We start from the raw sequence: 18,515 nt of genomic DNA on the forward strand, positions 1-18,515 counted from the left end.
AGGACGCCGGTCTCGGGCCACGCGCGGCAGTCAGCCGCGCTCGTAATCTCAGCCGGAACACGACGGCGCTCCTCGGGAGACAGGGGAAGGGGACGCTGCCCGCACGTGGTCGCGGCTGTACGGGGCAGCACGAACCAACACGCGCCGGGTCAGGACCGTTTGGCCTGCTGCCCGGTCGGCATGGCGAGACAGTAGACGCGAAATTCGGCCGCACCAAACGACCCCTCGGTCGAGCCCTGCACCCCGTCGCGCTCATTAGGTACGGCCGCCGATCGCGGCTACCGTCCTGGGCATCCCCGCTCCGGGCGGCTGCCGCCGGGAGCCGCCCGGAGCGGGCCCAAGCACCATGCGGAAGGAAGACCCGTGAGCTACCAGCTGCACCGAGGCGACGCCCTCACCGTGATGAAGACCCTCCTGGACGAGTCCGTCAACGCCGTCATCACTGACCCGCCGTACAGCAGCGACGGGCGCACCAGCCGCGATGTCCGCGGCAAGCTCGCCACCAGCAGCAGCGGCGTCCACGGCCCCAAGACCTTCCCCGACGAGAACGGTGACCACATCGCCTGGGCTCACAGAACTCTCACCGAGGCATACCGGGCAAGCGCCGAGCACTCAGTCGCGATGATCTTCTCCGACTGGCGGCAGAAGCCCGACATCAGCGAAGGGCTCCGGATGGCCAGCTGGACCTGGCAAGGCACCATCCCCTGGATCAAGCCCGCCAGCCAGCCCCGCAAGGGCGGCTTCGAGCAGTCCGCCGACTTCATCACCTGGGGGGGCAAGGGCTCCCTCGACAACAACCGCGACCTCTACCTGCCCGGCCACTTCACCGCCACCCAGCCCTGCAAGGATCAGGACCACACAACCCAGAAACCGATGGAGATCATGCAGCAGCTCGTCCAGATCTGCCCCGAAGGCGGCACCGTCCTCGACCCCTTCACCGGTACCGGTTCCACCGGCATTGCCGCCCTGCGCGAAGGCCGGCGCTTTCTCGGCATCGAACTCAACCCCCGCTACGCCGACATTGCCGAACAACGACTGCGCGCCGAACTCACCCAGCACGACTTCGTCCTCGCCGGACCGGAGGCGTGACCCTCAGCGCGATGACCTCCGCTACCACGGTGGCGGGTCGGGCGGCCGGGCCGAAGTGGATGCCCCATGGCGGGGAACGGGCAGGGTTGCCATGATCGCGGGCACGGAGTGGCCGGCTCCGGCGGCGGATGGCTGCAGAGCGGGGTGGTCGTGTTTGTGGTAGCGCGCTCGGGGCTCCATTCCGTCTTCGGCAGAGCTTGGTTGAGCGCGTGGTAGGTGGTGTGAAGCGCAGCTGAGGCTCACGCCGACTCAAGTAGTTCAATCATTCATACGCGTGCATTCGAATGAATTATTCGCCCCGCTTTCTGATAATTTGTCTGACCTGAGTGCTGCACTCGGCGCATGACAAGTACACGCACCATCCGCCGGGGAGCGCGCCCCCTGGACGATGAGGACCAGGACGCGATCGTTCAGCGCCTTCTGAACCGCGAGGAGAACCGGCTTCTGGCCGAAGCCTGCGAGCCGGAGTCCGGCGACGGCTGGCTCGGGCTGGTCTCCGACGCGGGCTTCGTGCGCAAGTGCACGGTGCTGGCGCACTCGGCGCCGTTGCACCGGATCGATCAGCGGCAGGCGTGGCAGCAGTTCCCGACCGGTCTGTACGACCCGCGCACGATGGCCCTGGCGGTGCTGGAGGCTGTGGTGAGCCAGCAGGGCATGGAGCGCGAGGCGACGACCGAAGAGGTGGTCGTCTTCCTGGCGGAGCTGGCCCGAAGAGCGGCACCGTATCGCGACGGGGCTGAGCACGTGGCGGTAGCCCGGTTCGTCCTGAGGGAACTGCTCAACGACCACGGGGCCGCCGAGCAGTTCTCCCTCGGCTACAGCGATTACCGCGAGGGCCACAGCCGGGGCGAGGTGCTCTTCCGCTACCTCGAAGAGGACATCGGCCTTCGGGGCCAGCCGGTGCTCAAAGCCAGTACCTCCGCCATCAACATGCTGCTGTCCGGGCTCGACCACGACCTTGAGGACCAGCAGGCGGCCTACGACGAGATGCTGCGCCGACAGGTGTCGACCGGCCGCTGGGGCCGGGCGGAGGAGAGCGCCGCACAGAGTCTGAAGCTGTCGCTGCTGCTGGCCGAACGCGTCCGGACGGTCCTCGCCGAGACGGAGCGCGATGTGCGCTCGGTCGACTGGTCCGGCCAGGTCACTGGCCTCCTCGCCTCCTCCCGAGCGCACCTGACGGAACGCCAGAGCGTCGAACTCGGCCTAATGGAGCTGATGCGGCAGGCCCGCAACAACATCACCGACGGGGACGTCCGCATGACCTGCGTGCGCGTCCTGCGCCTGCTGGAGCGGGCGAACCTGCGCCACACCCAGCTGCTGAAGAAGGTGATCGGCGCCACGCCCACCTTCCTGCGGGCGCAGGCCGAGCAGTGCTTCCGGCCGATGCCGCGCCTGGCGCTGATCGGCTTGCGCGACGACCTGCTGGAGCCGCTGCTCGAACTCGACGCGGACGAGGCCACGCAGGTGGCGGGCGTGTTCGCGGACGCCAGTGGCGGCCCCCTGGTCACCCGCCGGCCGCGGCTGAGGGACTTCTGGGAGCTGCTCCTGGCTCCGGTGCGCGAGTTTCGGGACTCGTTCCCCGACGACTCCACCGACCTGGTCATCGAGGAAGCCGAGGACGAAGATCCCTACACGGAAGAGGACTTCGCCGCGGCCAGAGCACTGATCGAACAGGCACTGACCGCCCCCGTCCACCTGTCCGCCCTGCTCGCCCAGGCGGAGCAGGACGGGCCGGCCGTCACCGACCTGCTGGCGCTGTGCGTGCTGCGCGCCTTCGCCCCCGACCCCGAGGACGAGGACGACGGCTGCCTCGCGGATCTCGCCGACCTGCTGGAGGAGCGCCTGGTGGTACTGGCTGACGCTGCCACTTTCGACCTCGGCTTCATGGCCGGCACCGACCTGCTGCTTGTGCCGGCCGGACCGCTCATCCCCGAACCGGCGGCGCCCGACGCCCCCTTCACCGCAGAGGACAGCCGCCCATGACCGCCCCGACCGTCACTGGTCTCGAACTGGCCGCTGTCGCGGCGCTCGTCGGGTTCGGCCTCCAACCGCGCATGAGACCCCTCGACAACCCGCGCTACCGGGAGCTGCTGCAGCGGTGCCGTTGCGAGCGCCCGTTCCGCAGCGCCGTCGAAGCCTGCGCCGAGGGCCTGGAGATGGACCTGATCGAGGTCCACCCGGTGGAAGGGTTGATCCTCCACCCGCGCCACGGGTCGATCTTCACCTACCGGCTCACCGACCACGAAAAGCTTTCGAGCAAGGAGCGCCTGACTCTCGGCCTCGTCCACGTCGCGATCGCCGCACGGGCCTACCCCTACCCGGAGGACCTGGAGGAGGACGGCGCCAAGCGGATCGCGGTCGACGACGTCGACGCCTTCCTACGGCACCTCATCGGCAAACTCCAGGAAGCCACCCGCGACAGCGAGGGTCTGGCGCTGCCCCACACGGGCCTGGACGCCGCATGGCGCATCTACGCCAAGCTCACCCCCGGTCGACCGACCGCCGGCGGCAGCCGCGTGGTCCGCGCCAGCAGTCAGTACTGGATCGCCTACGCATTGCGATGGCTGGTCGAGCAGGGCATGGCCACCCCCGCCCCCGCCCACGGGCCGGGCCACTACCTGCTGGCCCACCGCTTCCGCCTTCAGGTCCGCGAAGCCGCCTCCGCCCCCGCCTTCGCCCTCCTCGGCGACCTGCGGCGCACCCAACTCGTCGAAGAGGACTAGACATGTACGTCATCCGCCGCATCCGGCTGGAGCACGTCGGACACCGCTCCGCGCGCTTCGGATCCCTGATCCTGGACCTCACCAACGGCCAAGGCACAGCCGACGGCCGCCCCCTGACGGCGGCCTCGGCCGTGGACACGGTGCTGTGGCTGCGCAACGGCGGCGGCAAATCCAGTCTCCTGGCCCTGATCTTCAGCCTGCTCCTCCCCTTCAAGATCGACTTCATCGGGCACGCCGACGGCAAATCACTGGCCGACTACATCCCCGGCGGGAAGGTCTCGCACGTCATCCTGGAATGGGAGGACTCCGAGCGGCCCGGCACCGGTCCCGCCCTAATCACCGCGGGCGTCTACCAGTGGAAGGACGGCCAGTGCCCCGCCGACACCAGCAGCGGCTGGGACCGCCTCATCCGGCGCTGGTACCTCTTCCGCCCCGTCCCGGGCGTCCTCGACCTCGACACCCTGCCGGTGCGCAGGGACAACTCGCTCCTCAGCCAGAGCAATTACCTGCGCACCATCACGGAGACCTTCAGGGCGAACCGGTCCGCGAAACTCGTCATCGCGGAGGAACAGTGGAACTGGGCCGAGCAGCTGGAGCAGTACGGACTCGACCCACAGGTGTTCAAGATCCAGCGGGACATGAACAAAGGGGAAGGCGGGATCACCGACCTCTTCCGCTTCACCACCTGCGAAGACTTCGTCAACTTCCTGATCGGCATGGTCGTCAACCCCGACGGTCCCATCGCGGCACGCGAGGCACTGGAAGAACACGCCGACAAGCTCGCCACCCGCCCCGATCGGGAAACCGAAGGCCGCTTCCTCGCCGAAGCCGTCCTGCGGCTGCGCCCGGTCCAGAAGGGAACGGCCGCGCTCACCGCCGCGCGCCACCAGCTGGAACAGCAGGTGCACGTCGTCGACCGGGCCGCCGAGCACATCGCCGAGCAGGTCCGCGGGCTGCGGCAAGAAGCCCAGGGGATCGAGGCCGAGGCCGATGCCGCCGAACGGGAAGTGGAAGAAGCCAAGCGTCGCCTCGCTGGGCAGCACACGTACGTGGCCGCCCTAACCGCCCACGTCGAACGACTCGAAACGGCTGAGGCCCAACGTACGACGGCCGACCGTTCGAAGGCAGTCGAAACTGCGCAGCTGGAGCGCGAAGCCTGGGAGGCCGTCGAGCCGCTCCTCGCGCTGAGCGCCAGGACCACCGAGGCGAAGGAGACCACGGAGCTCCTCGCGCAGCAGGACAAGAGCCGAGCCCCGCAACGCCTTGCCCTGGAACGCTCCGGCGCGGCGCTGCACGCCGCTCTCACCCAGTCGCTGGCAGGTATCACGGTCGACCTCGAAGCCGCGAAGGCCGACAAGGCCGGCGCCGATACCGAGGCCCAGGAGTCCCAGAGCGAGCATGCCGCGGCTTGCGAGGCGGCTGCGGCAGCCAACGGCAGAGCCAAGGACGCCACCCGCCGACGCGACGAGATCACCGCCCTCGTCGCGAGCGCACGCACCGAAGGAGTCCTCCAGAAAGCCGAGAACCCGGACCAGGCCCTCCAACGCCTGCGTAGCGCACGCGACAGCACCGACAAGCAACTTGACGACTTCAAGGACCGGCTGGAGCAAGCTCGCCTCCGACAGGGCGAGATCGCCGTCCAGCGGCAGAACGTGGGCAGCGAACTCGGCGAGGTCTCCGAGCGCCACACCCAGTTGTGGGACCGGATCGACGACTTCCAATCCAAACGCCGCGCGCTGGCCGCCGAGCCCCGACTCAAGGAAGTGGCCAGGATCGACAGCAACGAGCCGCTCGACCTGGACGCCATCGGCGGCGACTTGGTGGGGCTCCTCGAAGACCAGTGCCGCGCCGCGGACGAAGCCATCGCCTCGGAACACGCGGCCGCGGCAGAGGACAGGCGAGTAAGCAGGGCCGTGCAGGACACCGGCTACCTGCCGGCCGCCCCCGAGGTGGACAGAGCCGTCCAGAGCCTGCGCAACCTCGGCGCCCCCGCTCTGACGGGCTTCCAGTACCTGCGCGACGCAGTCCCCGCCGAGCGGTACGCCGAAGTCATCGCCACCCACCCGCATCTGGTCGGAGGGATCGTGGTCAGCGGCCCGGTCCCTGGCGACGACCTGACGGCCCTGGCGCGTCGTGCCAACGTCGCGCTGACCTCGGTGATCGCGGTGGCGGCACACACGGACGCGGAAGAGCTGCTCGCTGGCGGGCCCGACCGGCAGTACGTGGTGATGCCCGTCCACCCCGGCGCCCTCAACAGCGATGCCGCAGACGACGAACTGCGGCAGGTCAACCGCCGGCTGGACAGTCTCGCCGCACGCCAAAGCGCCCTGATCAAAGGCCGGGAGAACGACCGCCTGCTCTCCCAACGCCTCGTCGAGCACCTCGCCGACTTCGGGACCCGGCCGCGCGCCGCCCTGGAAGCCGAGCTCGCCCGCCTCGACGACAAGAAGACCGCCCTGCAGAACCGGCAGCGCGAGCTTGCCCGGGACGCCCAGGACGCCGAAGCCGCCCAGCAGCACGCCCACAGCCGCATCCAGGCCATCCATCAGGAACTCGTCGACCTGGCCGCCCTGATCGAGCGCGCGTCCCGGCTGGCGGCAGACTCCGCTGCCCTGCCCGGTCTCGAATCGGAGATCACCGATGCGGCACACGAGGCCGCAGAGCACCAGCGCGCCGGCCAAGCGCACCGGCGACGCGGTGACAAAGCGCTGCAGAACGTCGCCAAGTTCGCCGCCGAGGTCCAGCGCTGCAACAACACGCGGACGAGGTGGCAGAACGACCTCGCCGAGATCCGAGCCGAGCTTCCGGACATCCCCGCTCCTCCGGACGCCCCCACCACCACACCCGCCGGTACCGAGCCGAAGGTCGCGTTGGGCAACCTGCGCACGCGCTGGCACCAGGCCCTCCAGGACTGGAACTCCGGAGTCACCGACAAAGGCCTCCAACAGCGCCTCGACACCTGCAAGACGGCGATCACCGAACTCAGCGCCACCCTCGACCGCTTCAGCGAGCCCGCCCGCACCCGCGCGGCGGAGATCGCCGCCGACACGGACGCAGCGGAACCCCACCGCCGGGCCGACCGCCGCGAACACACGGAACAGGAACTGGATGCGGCGAAAGAAGCACGCACCGAGGCAAAGATCCTCCACCAGCAGGCCGAGGCGCGGCTCGAAAAGGCCGAAGCCGCCCTGGCCCGACTCGGAGAACCGCCCACCCTCCCCGACTTCCCCACCACCGTCGAGGCCCGCTCAGTCCTCGACACCGCGAGCCAGAAGCTGGACGGGGCCAAGGACAGCATCCACGAACGCGAACTCGCCGTCGAACGCCTCCGCCGCGCGGCCGCCGAGACGACCAACCGCGCAGACCTGCTCGCGCAGGCCGAACAGAGCCTCGCATCGGCAGCCGCCCGCCACCGCAGCGACGCCCCCAGCCAAGGAGACAACAGCTCACCCCTGTCCACGGACGCCTTGCTGGCCGAGCAGCACGACTTCACCGCACACGCCGCCAGCACCCTGACCACCGAGCAAGCCCGCACCCTCCAAGCGAAACTGACCACCGTGCTCGACGAAGCGGCCAGCGCCCGCGACAGGCTCCAAAGAGCCCTCGACCGCGCCACCCGCGCCGTTGAGTCCCTCGCCAACCAGCCCGAGTACAACCAGGTCGTGAATGGCCGGCTCCTCGCCCAGCTGACCGGCGACCTGGCATCCCCCACCCGCCTCGCAGCCCTTCTCGCCGACATCCACGAACGCGAGCACGTAGTCACCAAGCAACTCGCCGAAATCGACGAAGACCAGATCCTCGTCGTCCGAGCCTGCGTCACCCTCGTCAAGTCCGTCTTCGACGACCTCGAAGAAGTCTCCCGCTACTCACGACTACCCCGCGGCCTCGGACAGTGGACGGACAAGCGCTTCCTCGACTTCGAGATCCGGCACGAACCCACCGACGAAGAACTCGCCCGCCGGATCGCAGCGGAGATCGAGCGGCTCACCACCGCCCTCACCCCCAAAACCGGCCAGCCCGTCCCATTGCCGGAAGCCATGGAACTGGCCAAGCGCCTGGTCCTGGCCGGCATCGGCGGCAACGGCAACATCGTCGCCAAGGTCATCAAACCCACCCAGAGCACAGACACCCTCGAACGCGAATCCGTTACCGCGATCAAGAAGTTCAGCGGAGGCGAACTCCTCACCACATCCGTCCTCCTCTACTGCACCCTCGCCCGCATGCGGGCCGCCCAACGCGACCGGAAGATCCCCGGAGGCGTCGGCACCCTCGTCCTCGACAACCCCTTCGGCAAAGCCAACTACCTCCCCTTCGTCAGCCTCCAACGCCGAGTCGCCGAAGCCCACGACATCCAGCTCGTCTACACCACCGGAAGCAACGACCTCCCCGCCCTCGGCCGCTTCCCCCTGATCCTCCGCCTGCGCAACGGCGCCGACTCCCGCACCAAACAGCGCTATGTCCAGATCGAAGAACGCTACGGAAGCGCCGTCACCGACGCCCTCACCCGCACCGACACCGACACCATGACCACCGCCCGACTACTGCGCCGCACCCGGCCGGCACCGGCCGACCACGGCGGCCACGAGGCGGAGCACGAGTGACACCCGCCGAGCGCATGGCCCTCCGGCTCGCGCAGCACGGCCGCCAGCGGGTCGACTTCGACCTGCTGGCGGCCGCCGCCGACGAGGGCGACAGCAGCCTCCCGACCTCCCCGCACCGACGGAGCATCCTCGCCGCGGCAGCCGGTGAACTCGCCGAGCGCAACCTCGCCACCCTCCCGAAGGGGAAGGCTGGTTGGGACACCAGCGCAGACCCGCCCCTTCCCCGATGGGTAAGCAGGACCACTGCACCCCGCCCCCGACAGCCCCCTCCCGTTCCGCGGGCCTGGGTTCCGGCGCTCTCCTTCGCCAGCCGCCTCCGTCTGAGCCCGGCCGACCGGCAACTCCTCGATCCGATCAACTCCCAGCTGCGCGACAACCCCCACACGGAGGTCCTCCCGCTCGCCGAACGCTCCTACCAGCTCTACGGTGACGAGAAGCGCCTGAACGGAATCGAGAAGAACCACCTCGTCAGGGCCGGGCTGCTCGACATCACCGTGCACCTGCGCGCACGCCCGACACCCCCACCGCTCGCGATGTTCGAGATCGGCCCGGCACCGTGGATGCTGATCGTCGAGAACTCCGCGACCTTCACCAGCCTGCGCGAGACCCTCCGCACCTGGCCGGAGGGGTCCCAGGTCGGCTGGCTGGCGTATGGCTCCGGCGACCAGCTCGCGGCATCCATCCCGACCGCAGCCGAAGCCTTCGAAGAACGCGCCCATCCAGTGACCGACATCCTCCTTTACGGGGACCTCGACATCGACGGCCTCGAATGCGGCCAGCAGACAAGCGCCAGAGCCGTTGAAGCCGGGCTCCCGGCCGTCGAGCCCGCAGGAGGTCTCTATCAGGCACTCCTTGAAATGCCTCCTCGCTTCCTGACACCTACCAGCTCGGAACGGCTCAAGGCTGCGATCACTTGGCTGCCGGAGTCGATCCGCACGAGAGCGGAGGCGCTCCTGAACGGCGACAAGGTGCTCCGCCAGGAGGCGCTGCCGCTTCCCGAACTTCGACAGCACTTCCACCGCGGACAACCCCTCCTGCCGCAGGTACGCGACGTACAGAGCGGGCTTCTATGAGAGCTCCACACGACTGAGGTAGACAAGCACAAAATGCCCATTCCCGGAGGTCATCGCGGTGACGGTGACCAGGCGGGCGAACAGCGGGAGCACGCGGGACGGCGCCACGGTGCATTGCGAGAACGATCGGTGTGGGGGACGCCGCATCTACCACTCGCAGCGACGGGAGAGGCGGGCGATCTGCACCCCCGCGTCTGGCGCCCAAGAATCGATGCGCTCGTTTTGTAGCGTCTCCGTATGCCACGCTCCGCGCCGACGGGCGCCTATCGCAAACTCATGGACCTGACGGCTGCCGACGGGAACCCCGTCAGCGTTGCCCAGCTCGAACGCTGGCGCCGCTCGGGCCTGCTACCTGCGCCCGACAGGGTGTCTCTGGGGCGGGCCGGCACCAGTACCTCCTACCCGCAGGAAGTGAAAGACCTCGCCCGCGCGCTGGCGCGCCGGCACCGGCCCGGCCGCCGGCTGGACGACACGGTCCTGCTTGCCTTCTTCTGTGACAGCGCCCGAATCCCGGAACTCCCACTGAAGTTGGCACTCGTCAGGACGTACTTCCCCTACCGGCAACGCCACCGCGATGAGGTGGCCAGGATCGCGGACGCTGTCCCTGACGACCCCGGCTTCGAGCAGGACGTCTACTACGACTGGGCGGAGGCCGAAGCCGTCCTCGATGTCAAGGAGGGCGGGATGGCAATCCGGAAGATGCGCGCGAACCTGCGCCGGCTGCCTGACCTCGCCCGCGCCTCGCGGGAAGCGGTCGATGAACGCCTGGTCGGCGTGCTGACCCACCTCAACTCGCCCCGTCTGCCCGAGGACGATCTCGTCATCATGCGCGACCTGGAGGCCGCGATCGACCTGGACTCCGACGAGTTCAGCCTTGCCCGACTCGCCGTCTGGGAGTACGCGGCCACGACTCACGCGGGCCAGATGGGCCGCTTCGAGGAGACAAATGGCGAGGAACGCCTCCACACGCTCTGCTACACCCCGCTGGACGAACTCCACCACCTGCGGGACGAAGTGGTTACCGCCATGCAGGAGACCTGGCGGCGCGCCACCGGCGGACGCCGAGGCGCCCTGGCCCTTGACACCGTATCGATGGCCAAAGGCGCCGCTCGCGCGCTCGCTGAGTGGACCACGGCCCGACAGGCCCACCCGGAAGGCACCTCGTACGCCGACATCCACTTCACCGACAGCCTCCTCGACCTGGCCCGCGCCACCGCCCCCGCATGGTTGCTGAACCGCGCCGACCGCCAACGGGCCGCGCTGCCGCCGGTCGATATGGCGGGCGAAGGACGTGCGGGGTTCATCGCCCGCACCACCGGGGCCACCGGCCGGCGGCGCCGCACTCGCTGATTCCTTCCGGAGCGCCGGCGAGCTCTGCGGAACACCCGCAACCCACAGGAAATGGAGGGGCGTAGGAGACTCTGCAGCAGTCCCGCCAGGATGCCAGGGCCGTTTGCGCCAAAGCCTCGTGAGCATGACGGTTCCGGCAACCGCACCGCTTGTAGATAGTTCCGGCGCCACGCATGGCGCTCTCCTCGCGGGGCCGCGGGCGAACCTACGGCCAGTCTGGACCTGTAGGGCTGCGGAATGGGCCATACCAGGACCTTCGGGGGGAGACCGCGGTGTGGTGTGTGAAGGTAACGGGTTCCATGAGGTGGGCGTTCGTAGCTTCGGCAAGGCTGGGATCGGCCGGTGAAGACCGGGATGGGATGCCCACCCTAGAAGCTCAGGCTGTGCGCCCGCACGGCGTCAGGCTGCCATTGGACGCCTCCAGGGCGACCACGGCAATCAGCTGCGGCGTTGATCCATTGGCCGGGAGATGGCTTCGGATGCCAACTGGCTGATCCAGGTGCGGAGTCACCACCCTGACACCCGACGGACAGTGCTATCGCCAGTCGGCAAAGATTGGCGCACCTTAGTCCAAGTCATTGCTGCATAAGCAATTCTGACGATCTATCACTCAAATAGGTGATGGCTGTCGGTGGGGGCTGCTTCGATGCGAACTGTCCGAGAGATTCCTACCCAAGGAGGGTTTCCATGGAGGCGTTGTACGAGCGGATGGCCGAGGCGGCGAGCGGGCTGTCGGCGGACGGAGCGATCCGGATCGTGGCCCAGTACGAGCCGGTGGCCGGCGTGGGGGCGCCGGTGGCGCCGCCGACGGTGAAGCTCAAGGAGAGCGACGGTCCGGGCCAGTTGTTCGAGGACCGGTGGGTTGGCGGGCAGCGCACGAGGGTGGTGCTGCTGGACCAGCGGCAGTCGCAGGCGAACCGCTGTGAGACGGCTCTGCTGGAGGCCGTCGACCTGGGGGAGGCGGTGGTGCCGCACCTGGCGCTGCACGTGACCGCGGAACGCCGGGGCCTTCGGATGACGAACCTGGACGCGCCGCACCGCTCCCGCGATGCCTACTTCCGGGACGCGCTGGACGAGTCCGGGGTCAAGTTCGACGAGACGGACACGGGCCGGGCGCTTCGCGATACCGGGACCGGTGATGTGCGTGCCTTCCTGGAGTCGGCGCCGTCGGACCTCGTGTACGGGCTGTGGGACTCGCACCGCAAGCGCCGCGTGCAGCTGAAGGTGCCGCGCACCTACACCTCGGAGCTGGTGGGCCTGGATCCGCTGTCCGGGAAGAGGGCGGCGGGGCGTTTCGACAAGTGGAACTTCCCCGGCGACAACGTGGAGCTGACCGCCGACGGCTGGAGGCCAGTCGAGGGCACCGGGAAGAAGGGCAAGGGGAAGACGCTCAAGGCGTCGGCGGTCGGGCACGGCATGATCCCGCCGGTCGAGGGCATGGGCGGGGTGACGGTGCAGGCGATCGAGCGGAACGCGACGCTGGCCATGGCGGGCCTGCGGGCGCTGCGCTTCGGCGACGCGCCGAAGGAGTACGTGCGGGCGGCGAGGGCCCTGCTGGCGGCGCTGGCGCTGCTGGGGGACCGGCTGGCGTTCGCGGCGCCGGCGGTGCGGCTGCGGTCGGGCTGCGACCTGCTGCTGGTGTCGGAGCGGATCGAGTGGGTCGGCCGCGGGCGTGAGGGTGTGGCGGTGACGGAGCCGCTGGAGCTGGACACTGCAGGGCAGGCGCTGGAGCTGTTCGAGTTCGCGCGCTCGCGGGCCGAGGAGGCTGGCCTGGTGTGGTCGAAGGAGCCCGTGCGGCTGCGGCCGAACGCGCAGGTGCAGCAGGCGATCGAGCGCTCCTTCCGCCTGGAGGGCATCGGCGAGGCGGAAGGCGAGTAGAACGTCATGCCCTTCCACATCTCGGTGGAGCTGCTGGAGCCGCTCTACCAGGCGACCGCCATGGACGCAGAGCGGGCCGAGTGGCCGCCCCACCCGGCCCGCCTGTTCTGCGCGCTGGTCGCGCACGCCGACCTCGACGATGCCGCGCACCGGATGGCGCTGACCTGGCTGGAGGCCCAGGATCCGCCCGTGGTCACGGTGCCGGCCAGGCCCTTGGAGGCGGAGCACCCGCGCGCGGCGTGGGTGGTGACCAACATCGTGGACCCGGGAAAGGTGACCCACGGCCTGCTGCCGGGACGCACCGCCGGCGGCGTTCCCCGTGCGTGGGCGCAGAAGACGCTGTCCGGTGCGCGGATGGTGTTCAGCTGGGCTGCGGAGCCGGGGGAGGAGCTCGCCCCGGTGTTGAAGGAGCTGGCCAGCCGGGTGCCGTACTTCGGGCGATCGACCGGGGCCGGGCTGCTGGATGCCTGGTGCGGCCCCGACGAACCCGGTGAGAAGGACGGGTGGCGGCAGAGCTGGAGGCCTGCCGCCAGCGGGGAGTACCCGAAGGAATCGCGGCCGATCCGGATCCCCTACCGCGGCTATCTGGCGTGGCTGGAGGATGCGCTCGAGGAGCAGCGGCCGTCCTGGAGCCAGGCGGTCACCCACCACTACCTCGACCCCGACCACACCGACCGGGACGAACCGGCGGTGGCGGAGGGTCCGTTCGGTGATCTGCTGACGTTCTCGTTCGCCCCAGGCGTGGCGCTGGACCCGCGGTGGACGCTGGAGCTGACCAGCCGGCTGCGGAGCATGGTGATGGGCACCCTGGAGGCGATGGGCCACGACGTCGAGGCGATGACCACGGTCCACGGCCACAAGAACAGCCCGGACGACCCAAGGCCGGTCGCCTACCTCGCGCTGCCGTTCGCCGGCCACCACCACGCCGACGGGATGCTCCGCGGACTCGGCATCGCCCTGCCCCGCGAGATGCCCAGGCAGGACCGCAAGGCCCTGCTCGCGGCCCTCCTTCGAAATGACGGGGGCTTGCGGTGGATCCCGTTCGCGGACGGGGAACCGCTGGACCTGGTACGGGTCAGTCCCGCTGACCACGATCAGTGGCCGCAGACCGTCCAGCCGGGGACGTGGCAGGGGCCATCGACGGTGTGGACCACGGTGCTGCCGATGGTCCTCGACCGCTTCCCCAAGAAGTACGAGGAAGCCGCGTGGGCGGACTCGGTCGCGGCCAGCTGCGCCGCGGCCGGTCTCCCTGAACCTACGCAGGTGCATGTGAGCCCGCGCGGCGCGCTCGTGCCCGGGGCCCGGGGCGTGGACGGGTTCCCGGTGCGCCGCAAGGACGGGGAGAGGCCGCTGCCGAGCTGCCATGTGCGCCTGACCTTCCCGGTCCCGGTGACGGGGCCGGTGGTGCTGGGCAGCAAGAAGAACTTCGGCCTGGGCCTGTGCCGCCCGGAGCCCGACTTTCAGGAGGACGACCAGTGACGGGCACCGAGCGGCTGCCGGTGATCGAGACGGCCGAGTTCCCGGCCTTCTTCCGGGAGCTCCACCACCACACCCACTGCCCCGGCGGGGCCGAGACCGCGGTGTGCGACGGGTGCGATGGCTGGGCGCCGTTCCCTTGGCAGAGCGCCTACCTGAACGCCGTGGCCGAGGGGGCCGACTGGCCCGACCTCGATGTTCCCACCGCGCTGGGCAAGACGACGTTCATCGACATCTGGCTCTTCCTCCTCGCCCAGCAGCACTCTCACCACCGGAACCAGGAACTGGGCCGCGAGTACCGGACGGTGCCGCTGCGGCTGTTCTTCTGCGTCGACCGGCGCCTGGTGGTCGACCAGGCCCACCAGCACTCCACGGAGCTGGCGGCGGCGCTCGCCGAGGCGCCGGCCGGTTCGGTGCGGGCGAAGGTCGCCGCCGCGCTGCGTGACCTCGGCGGCGGCGAGTTGCCGCTGGAGGTGGTGCGGATGCGCGGCGGCACCCGCTGGGAGTCGAACTGGGTGCGCAGCCCGGCCCAGCCGCTGGTGGTGACGTCGACCGTGGACCAGTACGGCAGCCGCCTGCTGTTCCGCGGCTACCACACCTCCCCGCAGCGCGCCCCGATCGACGCCGCCCTGACCGGGCACGACGCTCTCCTCGCTCTGGATGAGGCCCATCTGTCGAAGGCTCTGCTGGCGACCGCCGCCGACACCGCGCTCTACCAGCAGACGGCGGTGCGAGGGGAGTTGGCGGCGCGGGCGCTTCGGGTGGTGAGCCTGTCGGCGACCAGCGCCACCGGCGGCCGGCCCCGCCTGGGCATCGGTGAAGACGACCGCGCCCATCCGATCGCCGGGCGGCGGATCGCGGCCGAGCGCCACGTGACGCTGCTGGACGCCGGCGGCTGGTCGAAGGAGCCCGCAGAGGCGTTCGCCCTCGCGGCCGAGACCGCGCTGGACGCCGTTCTGCCTGTCCTGGGGCTGCCCGCGGTCGCGTTGATCGCCAACACCATCAGCCACGCCCGCGCCGCCCACGAAGCGCTGGCCCGGCGCACCGACGTGGACGTGCTGCTGCTGACCGGCCGCTGCCGGCCCGCGGAGCGCGACCTGCTTGTCACCGGCCCGCTGGCCGAACTCCTCGACGGTGTCAGCCGGGACCGTGAACGCCCCCTCGTCGTGGTCAGCACCCAGACCCTCGAAGTGGGGATCGACTGCACCTTCGGGGCGATGGTCAGCGAATGCGGCGACTGGGCCTCCATCCTCCAGCGCCTCGGGCGTCTCGACCGCCGCGGCGAACTCGGACCCGTGCCCGCGATCCTCGTCCGCGCCCACAAACCCGAGGACCCCGACCGCATCCCCGTCTACGGCCCGGCCGCCGCCCACACCTGGCAGTGGCTCACCCAGCACACCCCCACCCACGACACCCAGGACCCTGCCGAGCTGACCCCCCACCTCCTGGACGGCCTGGTCCTCAACCCCGCCACCCTGCCCCAACTTCTCGACGGCACCGACACCACACCGCTCACCCGCGCCGGCGAACACATCCCCCCGGTCGAGCAGACGCGCCTGGGCGCCTTCGCCCGCACCAGCCCCATCCCCGTCCCCGACGAATCCCCCGCCCCCTTCCTCCACGGCCTCGACACCGGCCAGCCCGAAGTCCAACTCCTTTGGCGCGCCGACCTCCCCACCGATATCACCGACCCCGAGACCCTCGCCGAACACATCCGCACCACCCCCGTCCACACCGCCGAAACCCTCGCCCTACCCCTCGCCGCGGTGCGCCGATTCCTCACCCAACCCCGCGCGACCCCCGACACCAGCGACCTCGAAGGCCCCGACGCCGACACCACCCCCGAACCCCGCAACCCACCCACCCGCCTGCGCACGACCATTCTCCAACGCGAGACCGACGGCACCTGGACTACCCCGCGCACCACCGGGGACCTGAAGCCCGGCGCCACCCTCGTCCTGCCCACCACCGCCGGCGGCCACGACGCCTACGGCTGGACCGCCGACCCCGACACCCCCGTCCCCGACCTCGGCGACCACCCCACCGACAACACCCGCACCCCACTGCGCCTCGACCCTGCCGTCCTGGCCAGCACCACCGGTGCCGCCCCCGAGCAGTTCACCCCGATCATCAAGCAGGCCCTCACCGACCTCACTGCAGACCCCGACGACCCGGATACCCTGAGCACGACTGACGCGGTCCACGCCGCGATCACCAGCCTGCTCGCCGCCCTGCCCACCGACACCCCGGCCGACGGCCCCGCCCGACACACCCCGGCGCTATGCCGGCGCCTGGAGACCCTGCTGGAGGTCGCCGAGTGGCGCACCGGACGAGCGGCCGCGGCCGGGGTGGTGTTGCTCGACCACGGTGGTCTGGGGCGGATCGTCCTCGTCCCGCCCCGGCACGCCGACGCCGGCCGCTACCGGATCGCCGTGGACGACGAGGACCCGGACAGCAGCAGCCTCACCCGTGCCGTCACCCTCAAGCACCACCATCAGGCTGTTGGCGAACGCGCCCGCAACTTCGCCCGGGCCATCGGGCTGCCCGACGACCTGGTCGACGCCATTGTTCTCGCGGCGGCCAGTCATGACTGTGGTAAGGACCACCCGCGGTTCCAGTGCATGCTCTGCTCCGGTGACCGACTCCTCGCCGAATCCCTGCCCGAACCCCTCGCCAAGTCCGGCATGGACCCCGCCGACCGCACCACCCGCCGACGCGCCGCCCGCCTGGCCAGCTGGTCCAAGGACCTGCGCCACGAAGCCCTCAGCGCCGCCGCCGTCCACACCTGGCTCGCCACCGACCCCGCCACCGCCCGAGGACTCGACTACGACCTCGTCACCCACCTCGTCGCCGCCCACCACGGCTACGCCCGCCCGCTGCTGCCCGCATTCGCCGACCCCGAGCCCGTCCTCGTCGAGTGCACCATGCCCGACGACACCACCATCACCGTCTCCAGCACCGTGATCGGCACCGACTGGATCGGCCCACGCCGCTTCCGCGCCCTCAACCGGCGCTACGGCTTCTGGGGCCTGGCCCTCCTCGAGACGATCCTGCGCCTCGCCGACATCGCCTGCTCCGAAGAGGGCAACTGACCATGCACCAGCTCGAACTCCCCGCCCTGCGCTCCGACGACCCGCTCGGCTTCCTCGCCGCCCTCGGCATCCTCGAACTCACCACCGCCACCCTGCCCACCGAGCCGTACCTCCACTGGAAGGGCCCCGCCGGCGCAGCCGTCCTCACCACCGACCAACCCCTCACCCTCGACACCCTCACCGAGCTCCTCACCACCCACCTCCCGCCCAAGCCCGCCACGACGGCCCGCACAACCGGGGAGCCCGCGGACAGCGCCGAGACAGAGGACGGAGAGGGCGAGGACGCCGACGCAGCCGGCACGGGCGGTGAAGTCTGGGACTCCTTCCCGCACGTCCCCGGACTCCTGACCCGACCACGCGAGGACCCCACCGCCCCCAACGAAGCCCTGCGCATGCGCGTCGACACCGCGCACCAGACGCTGCGCGAACTCGCCCAGTCCGAACGGGAGACGGGAGATCGCCACGCCCGCTGGTTCACCTCCCTGACCAACGTCATGTGCTTCGAAGACACCAAACCCAAGACCGGCAAGAACGACCCGGGACCCGCGGAGGAATCGGGCTCCGTCACGGTGCGGCGTACCCCCGTCACCCCGCTGATCGCCGCCGCCGGCCAGATGACCATCACCGGCCTGATGCAGAAAGCCGTCCTCGGCTGCCGCAAGGACCCGCGGCAGATTCGCTCGGCCCTGGACGGCTGGCGCCGCGTCTCCGACTACGCCTCCGCCAACTTCGACCACCGATCCCTCGGCGACGCCCATACCAACTCCGAAGGCAAGGCCTACCAACGCGGAGCCCCCGGCCCCACCTGGCTCGCCCTCCACGCCCTCGCCACCTTTCGCCTCACCGCCACCGGCCGCACCCAAGCCGCCGCCAGCTGGGACACCACCGACAGCCGTGGTGCCCTACGTTGGCCCGCCTGGACACCACCACTCACCACCACCGACGTGACCGTCCTCCTCGAACACCCTGCCGTCCGCGCCACCGAACCCGACACCAACCGCAACGCCGGCATGCTGACCAACCTCGGCGTCACCGCCCTCTACACTGCACCCCGAACCGGCCTAAAACAGTCCAACGGCCCCCTCGCAGCAAGCCGCCACCTCTGGCCCTGAACCCCACGTCCGACCACCCCACCAATCCCCGATCCTTGACAACTCCACAGCGCCAACACAGAAATCGGCATCCCGGCTGGACGCGTCTTCGGAATCACAAGCGGACACGAAAACACCCCAC

General features: G+C 70.1%; 10 protein-coding genes. All 10 read left to right on the forward strand.

Annotation, left to right across the window (positions count from 1 at the left end):
- Positions 1 to 363: 363 nt before the first annotated feature.
- Complete coding sequence (locus tag ACFRAR_RS12270) at positions 364 to 1,089, forward strand: DNA-methyltransferase (RefSeq protein WP_380697543.1); 726 nt, start codon at positions 364 to 366, stop codon at positions 1,087 to 1,089.
- Positions 1,090 to 1,431: 342 nt separating this feature from the next.
- A complete protein-coding gene (locus ACFRAR_RS12275) occupies positions 1,432 to 3,072 on the forward strand; it encodes a hypothetical protein (RefSeq protein WP_380697545.1) in 1,641 nt (546 codons plus the stop codon).
- On the forward strand, positions 3,069 to 3,812 hold the full coding sequence (locus ACFRAR_RS12280; protein WP_380697546.1) for a hypothetical protein: 744 nt from the start codon (positions 3,069 to 3,071) through the stop codon (positions 3,810 to 3,812). The genes ACFRAR_RS12275 and ACFRAR_RS12280 overlap by 4 nt, the downstream gene beginning before the upstream one ends.
- Positions 3,813 to 3,814: 2 nt before the next feature.
- The gene (locus ACFRAR_RS12285) at positions 3,815 to 8,413 is read left to right on the forward strand and encodes a hypothetical protein (RefSeq protein WP_380697548.1); all 4,599 of its coding nucleotides are present in this window, start codon (positions 3,815 to 3,817) and stop codon (positions 8,411 to 8,413) included.
- A complete protein-coding gene (locus ACFRAR_RS12290) occupies positions 8,410 to 9,486 on the forward strand; it encodes a hypothetical protein (protein WP_380697549.1) in 1,077 nt (358 codons plus the stop codon). Before ACFRAR_RS12285 ends, ACFRAR_RS12290 begins: the two co-directional genes overlap by 4 nt.
- Positions 9,487 to 9,723: 237 nt before the next feature.
- Positions 9,724 to 10,836, forward strand: coding sequence for a hypothetical protein (locus tag ACFRAR_RS12295; RefSeq protein WP_380697551.1), 1,113 nt, complete (start codon positions 9,724 to 9,726; stop codon positions 10,834 to 10,836).
- 687 nt (positions 10,837 to 11,523) lie between these two features.
- Complete coding sequence (gene cas7u / locus ACFRAR_RS12300) at positions 11,524 to 12,714, forward strand: type I-U CRISPR-associated RAMP protein Csb1/Cas7u (protein WP_380697552.1); 1,191 nt, start codon at positions 11,524 to 11,526, stop codon at positions 12,712 to 12,714.
- A gap of 6 nt (positions 12,715 to 12,720) precedes the next feature.
- Complete coding sequence (csb2, locus tag ACFRAR_RS12305) at positions 12,721 to 14,193, forward strand: type I-U CRISPR-associated protein Csb2 (RefSeq protein ID WP_380697554.1); 1,473 nt, start codon at positions 12,721 to 12,723, stop codon at positions 14,191 to 14,193.
- Positions 14,190 to 17,282: a type I-U CRISPR-associated helicase/endonuclease Cas3 gene (gene cas3u / locus ACFRAR_RS12310; RefSeq protein ID WP_380697555.1), complete on the forward strand. Its 3,093-nt coding sequence runs from the start codon at positions 14,190 to 14,192 to the stop codon at positions 17,280 to 17,282. The genes csb2 and cas3u overlap by 4 nt, the downstream gene beginning before the upstream one ends.
- Positions 17,283 to 17,284: 2 nt before the next feature.
- Complete coding sequence (locus ACFRAR_RS12315) at positions 17,285 to 18,394, forward strand: hypothetical protein (protein WP_380697556.1); 1,110 nt, start codon at positions 17,285 to 17,287, stop codon at positions 18,392 to 18,394.
- Positions 18,395 to 18,515: the final 121 nt, after the last annotated feature.

The organism is Kitasatospora sp. NPDC056651 (assembly GCF_042792155.1).
Lineage (GTDB): Bacteria > Actinomycetota > Actinomycetes > Streptomycetales > Streptomycetaceae > Kitasatospora.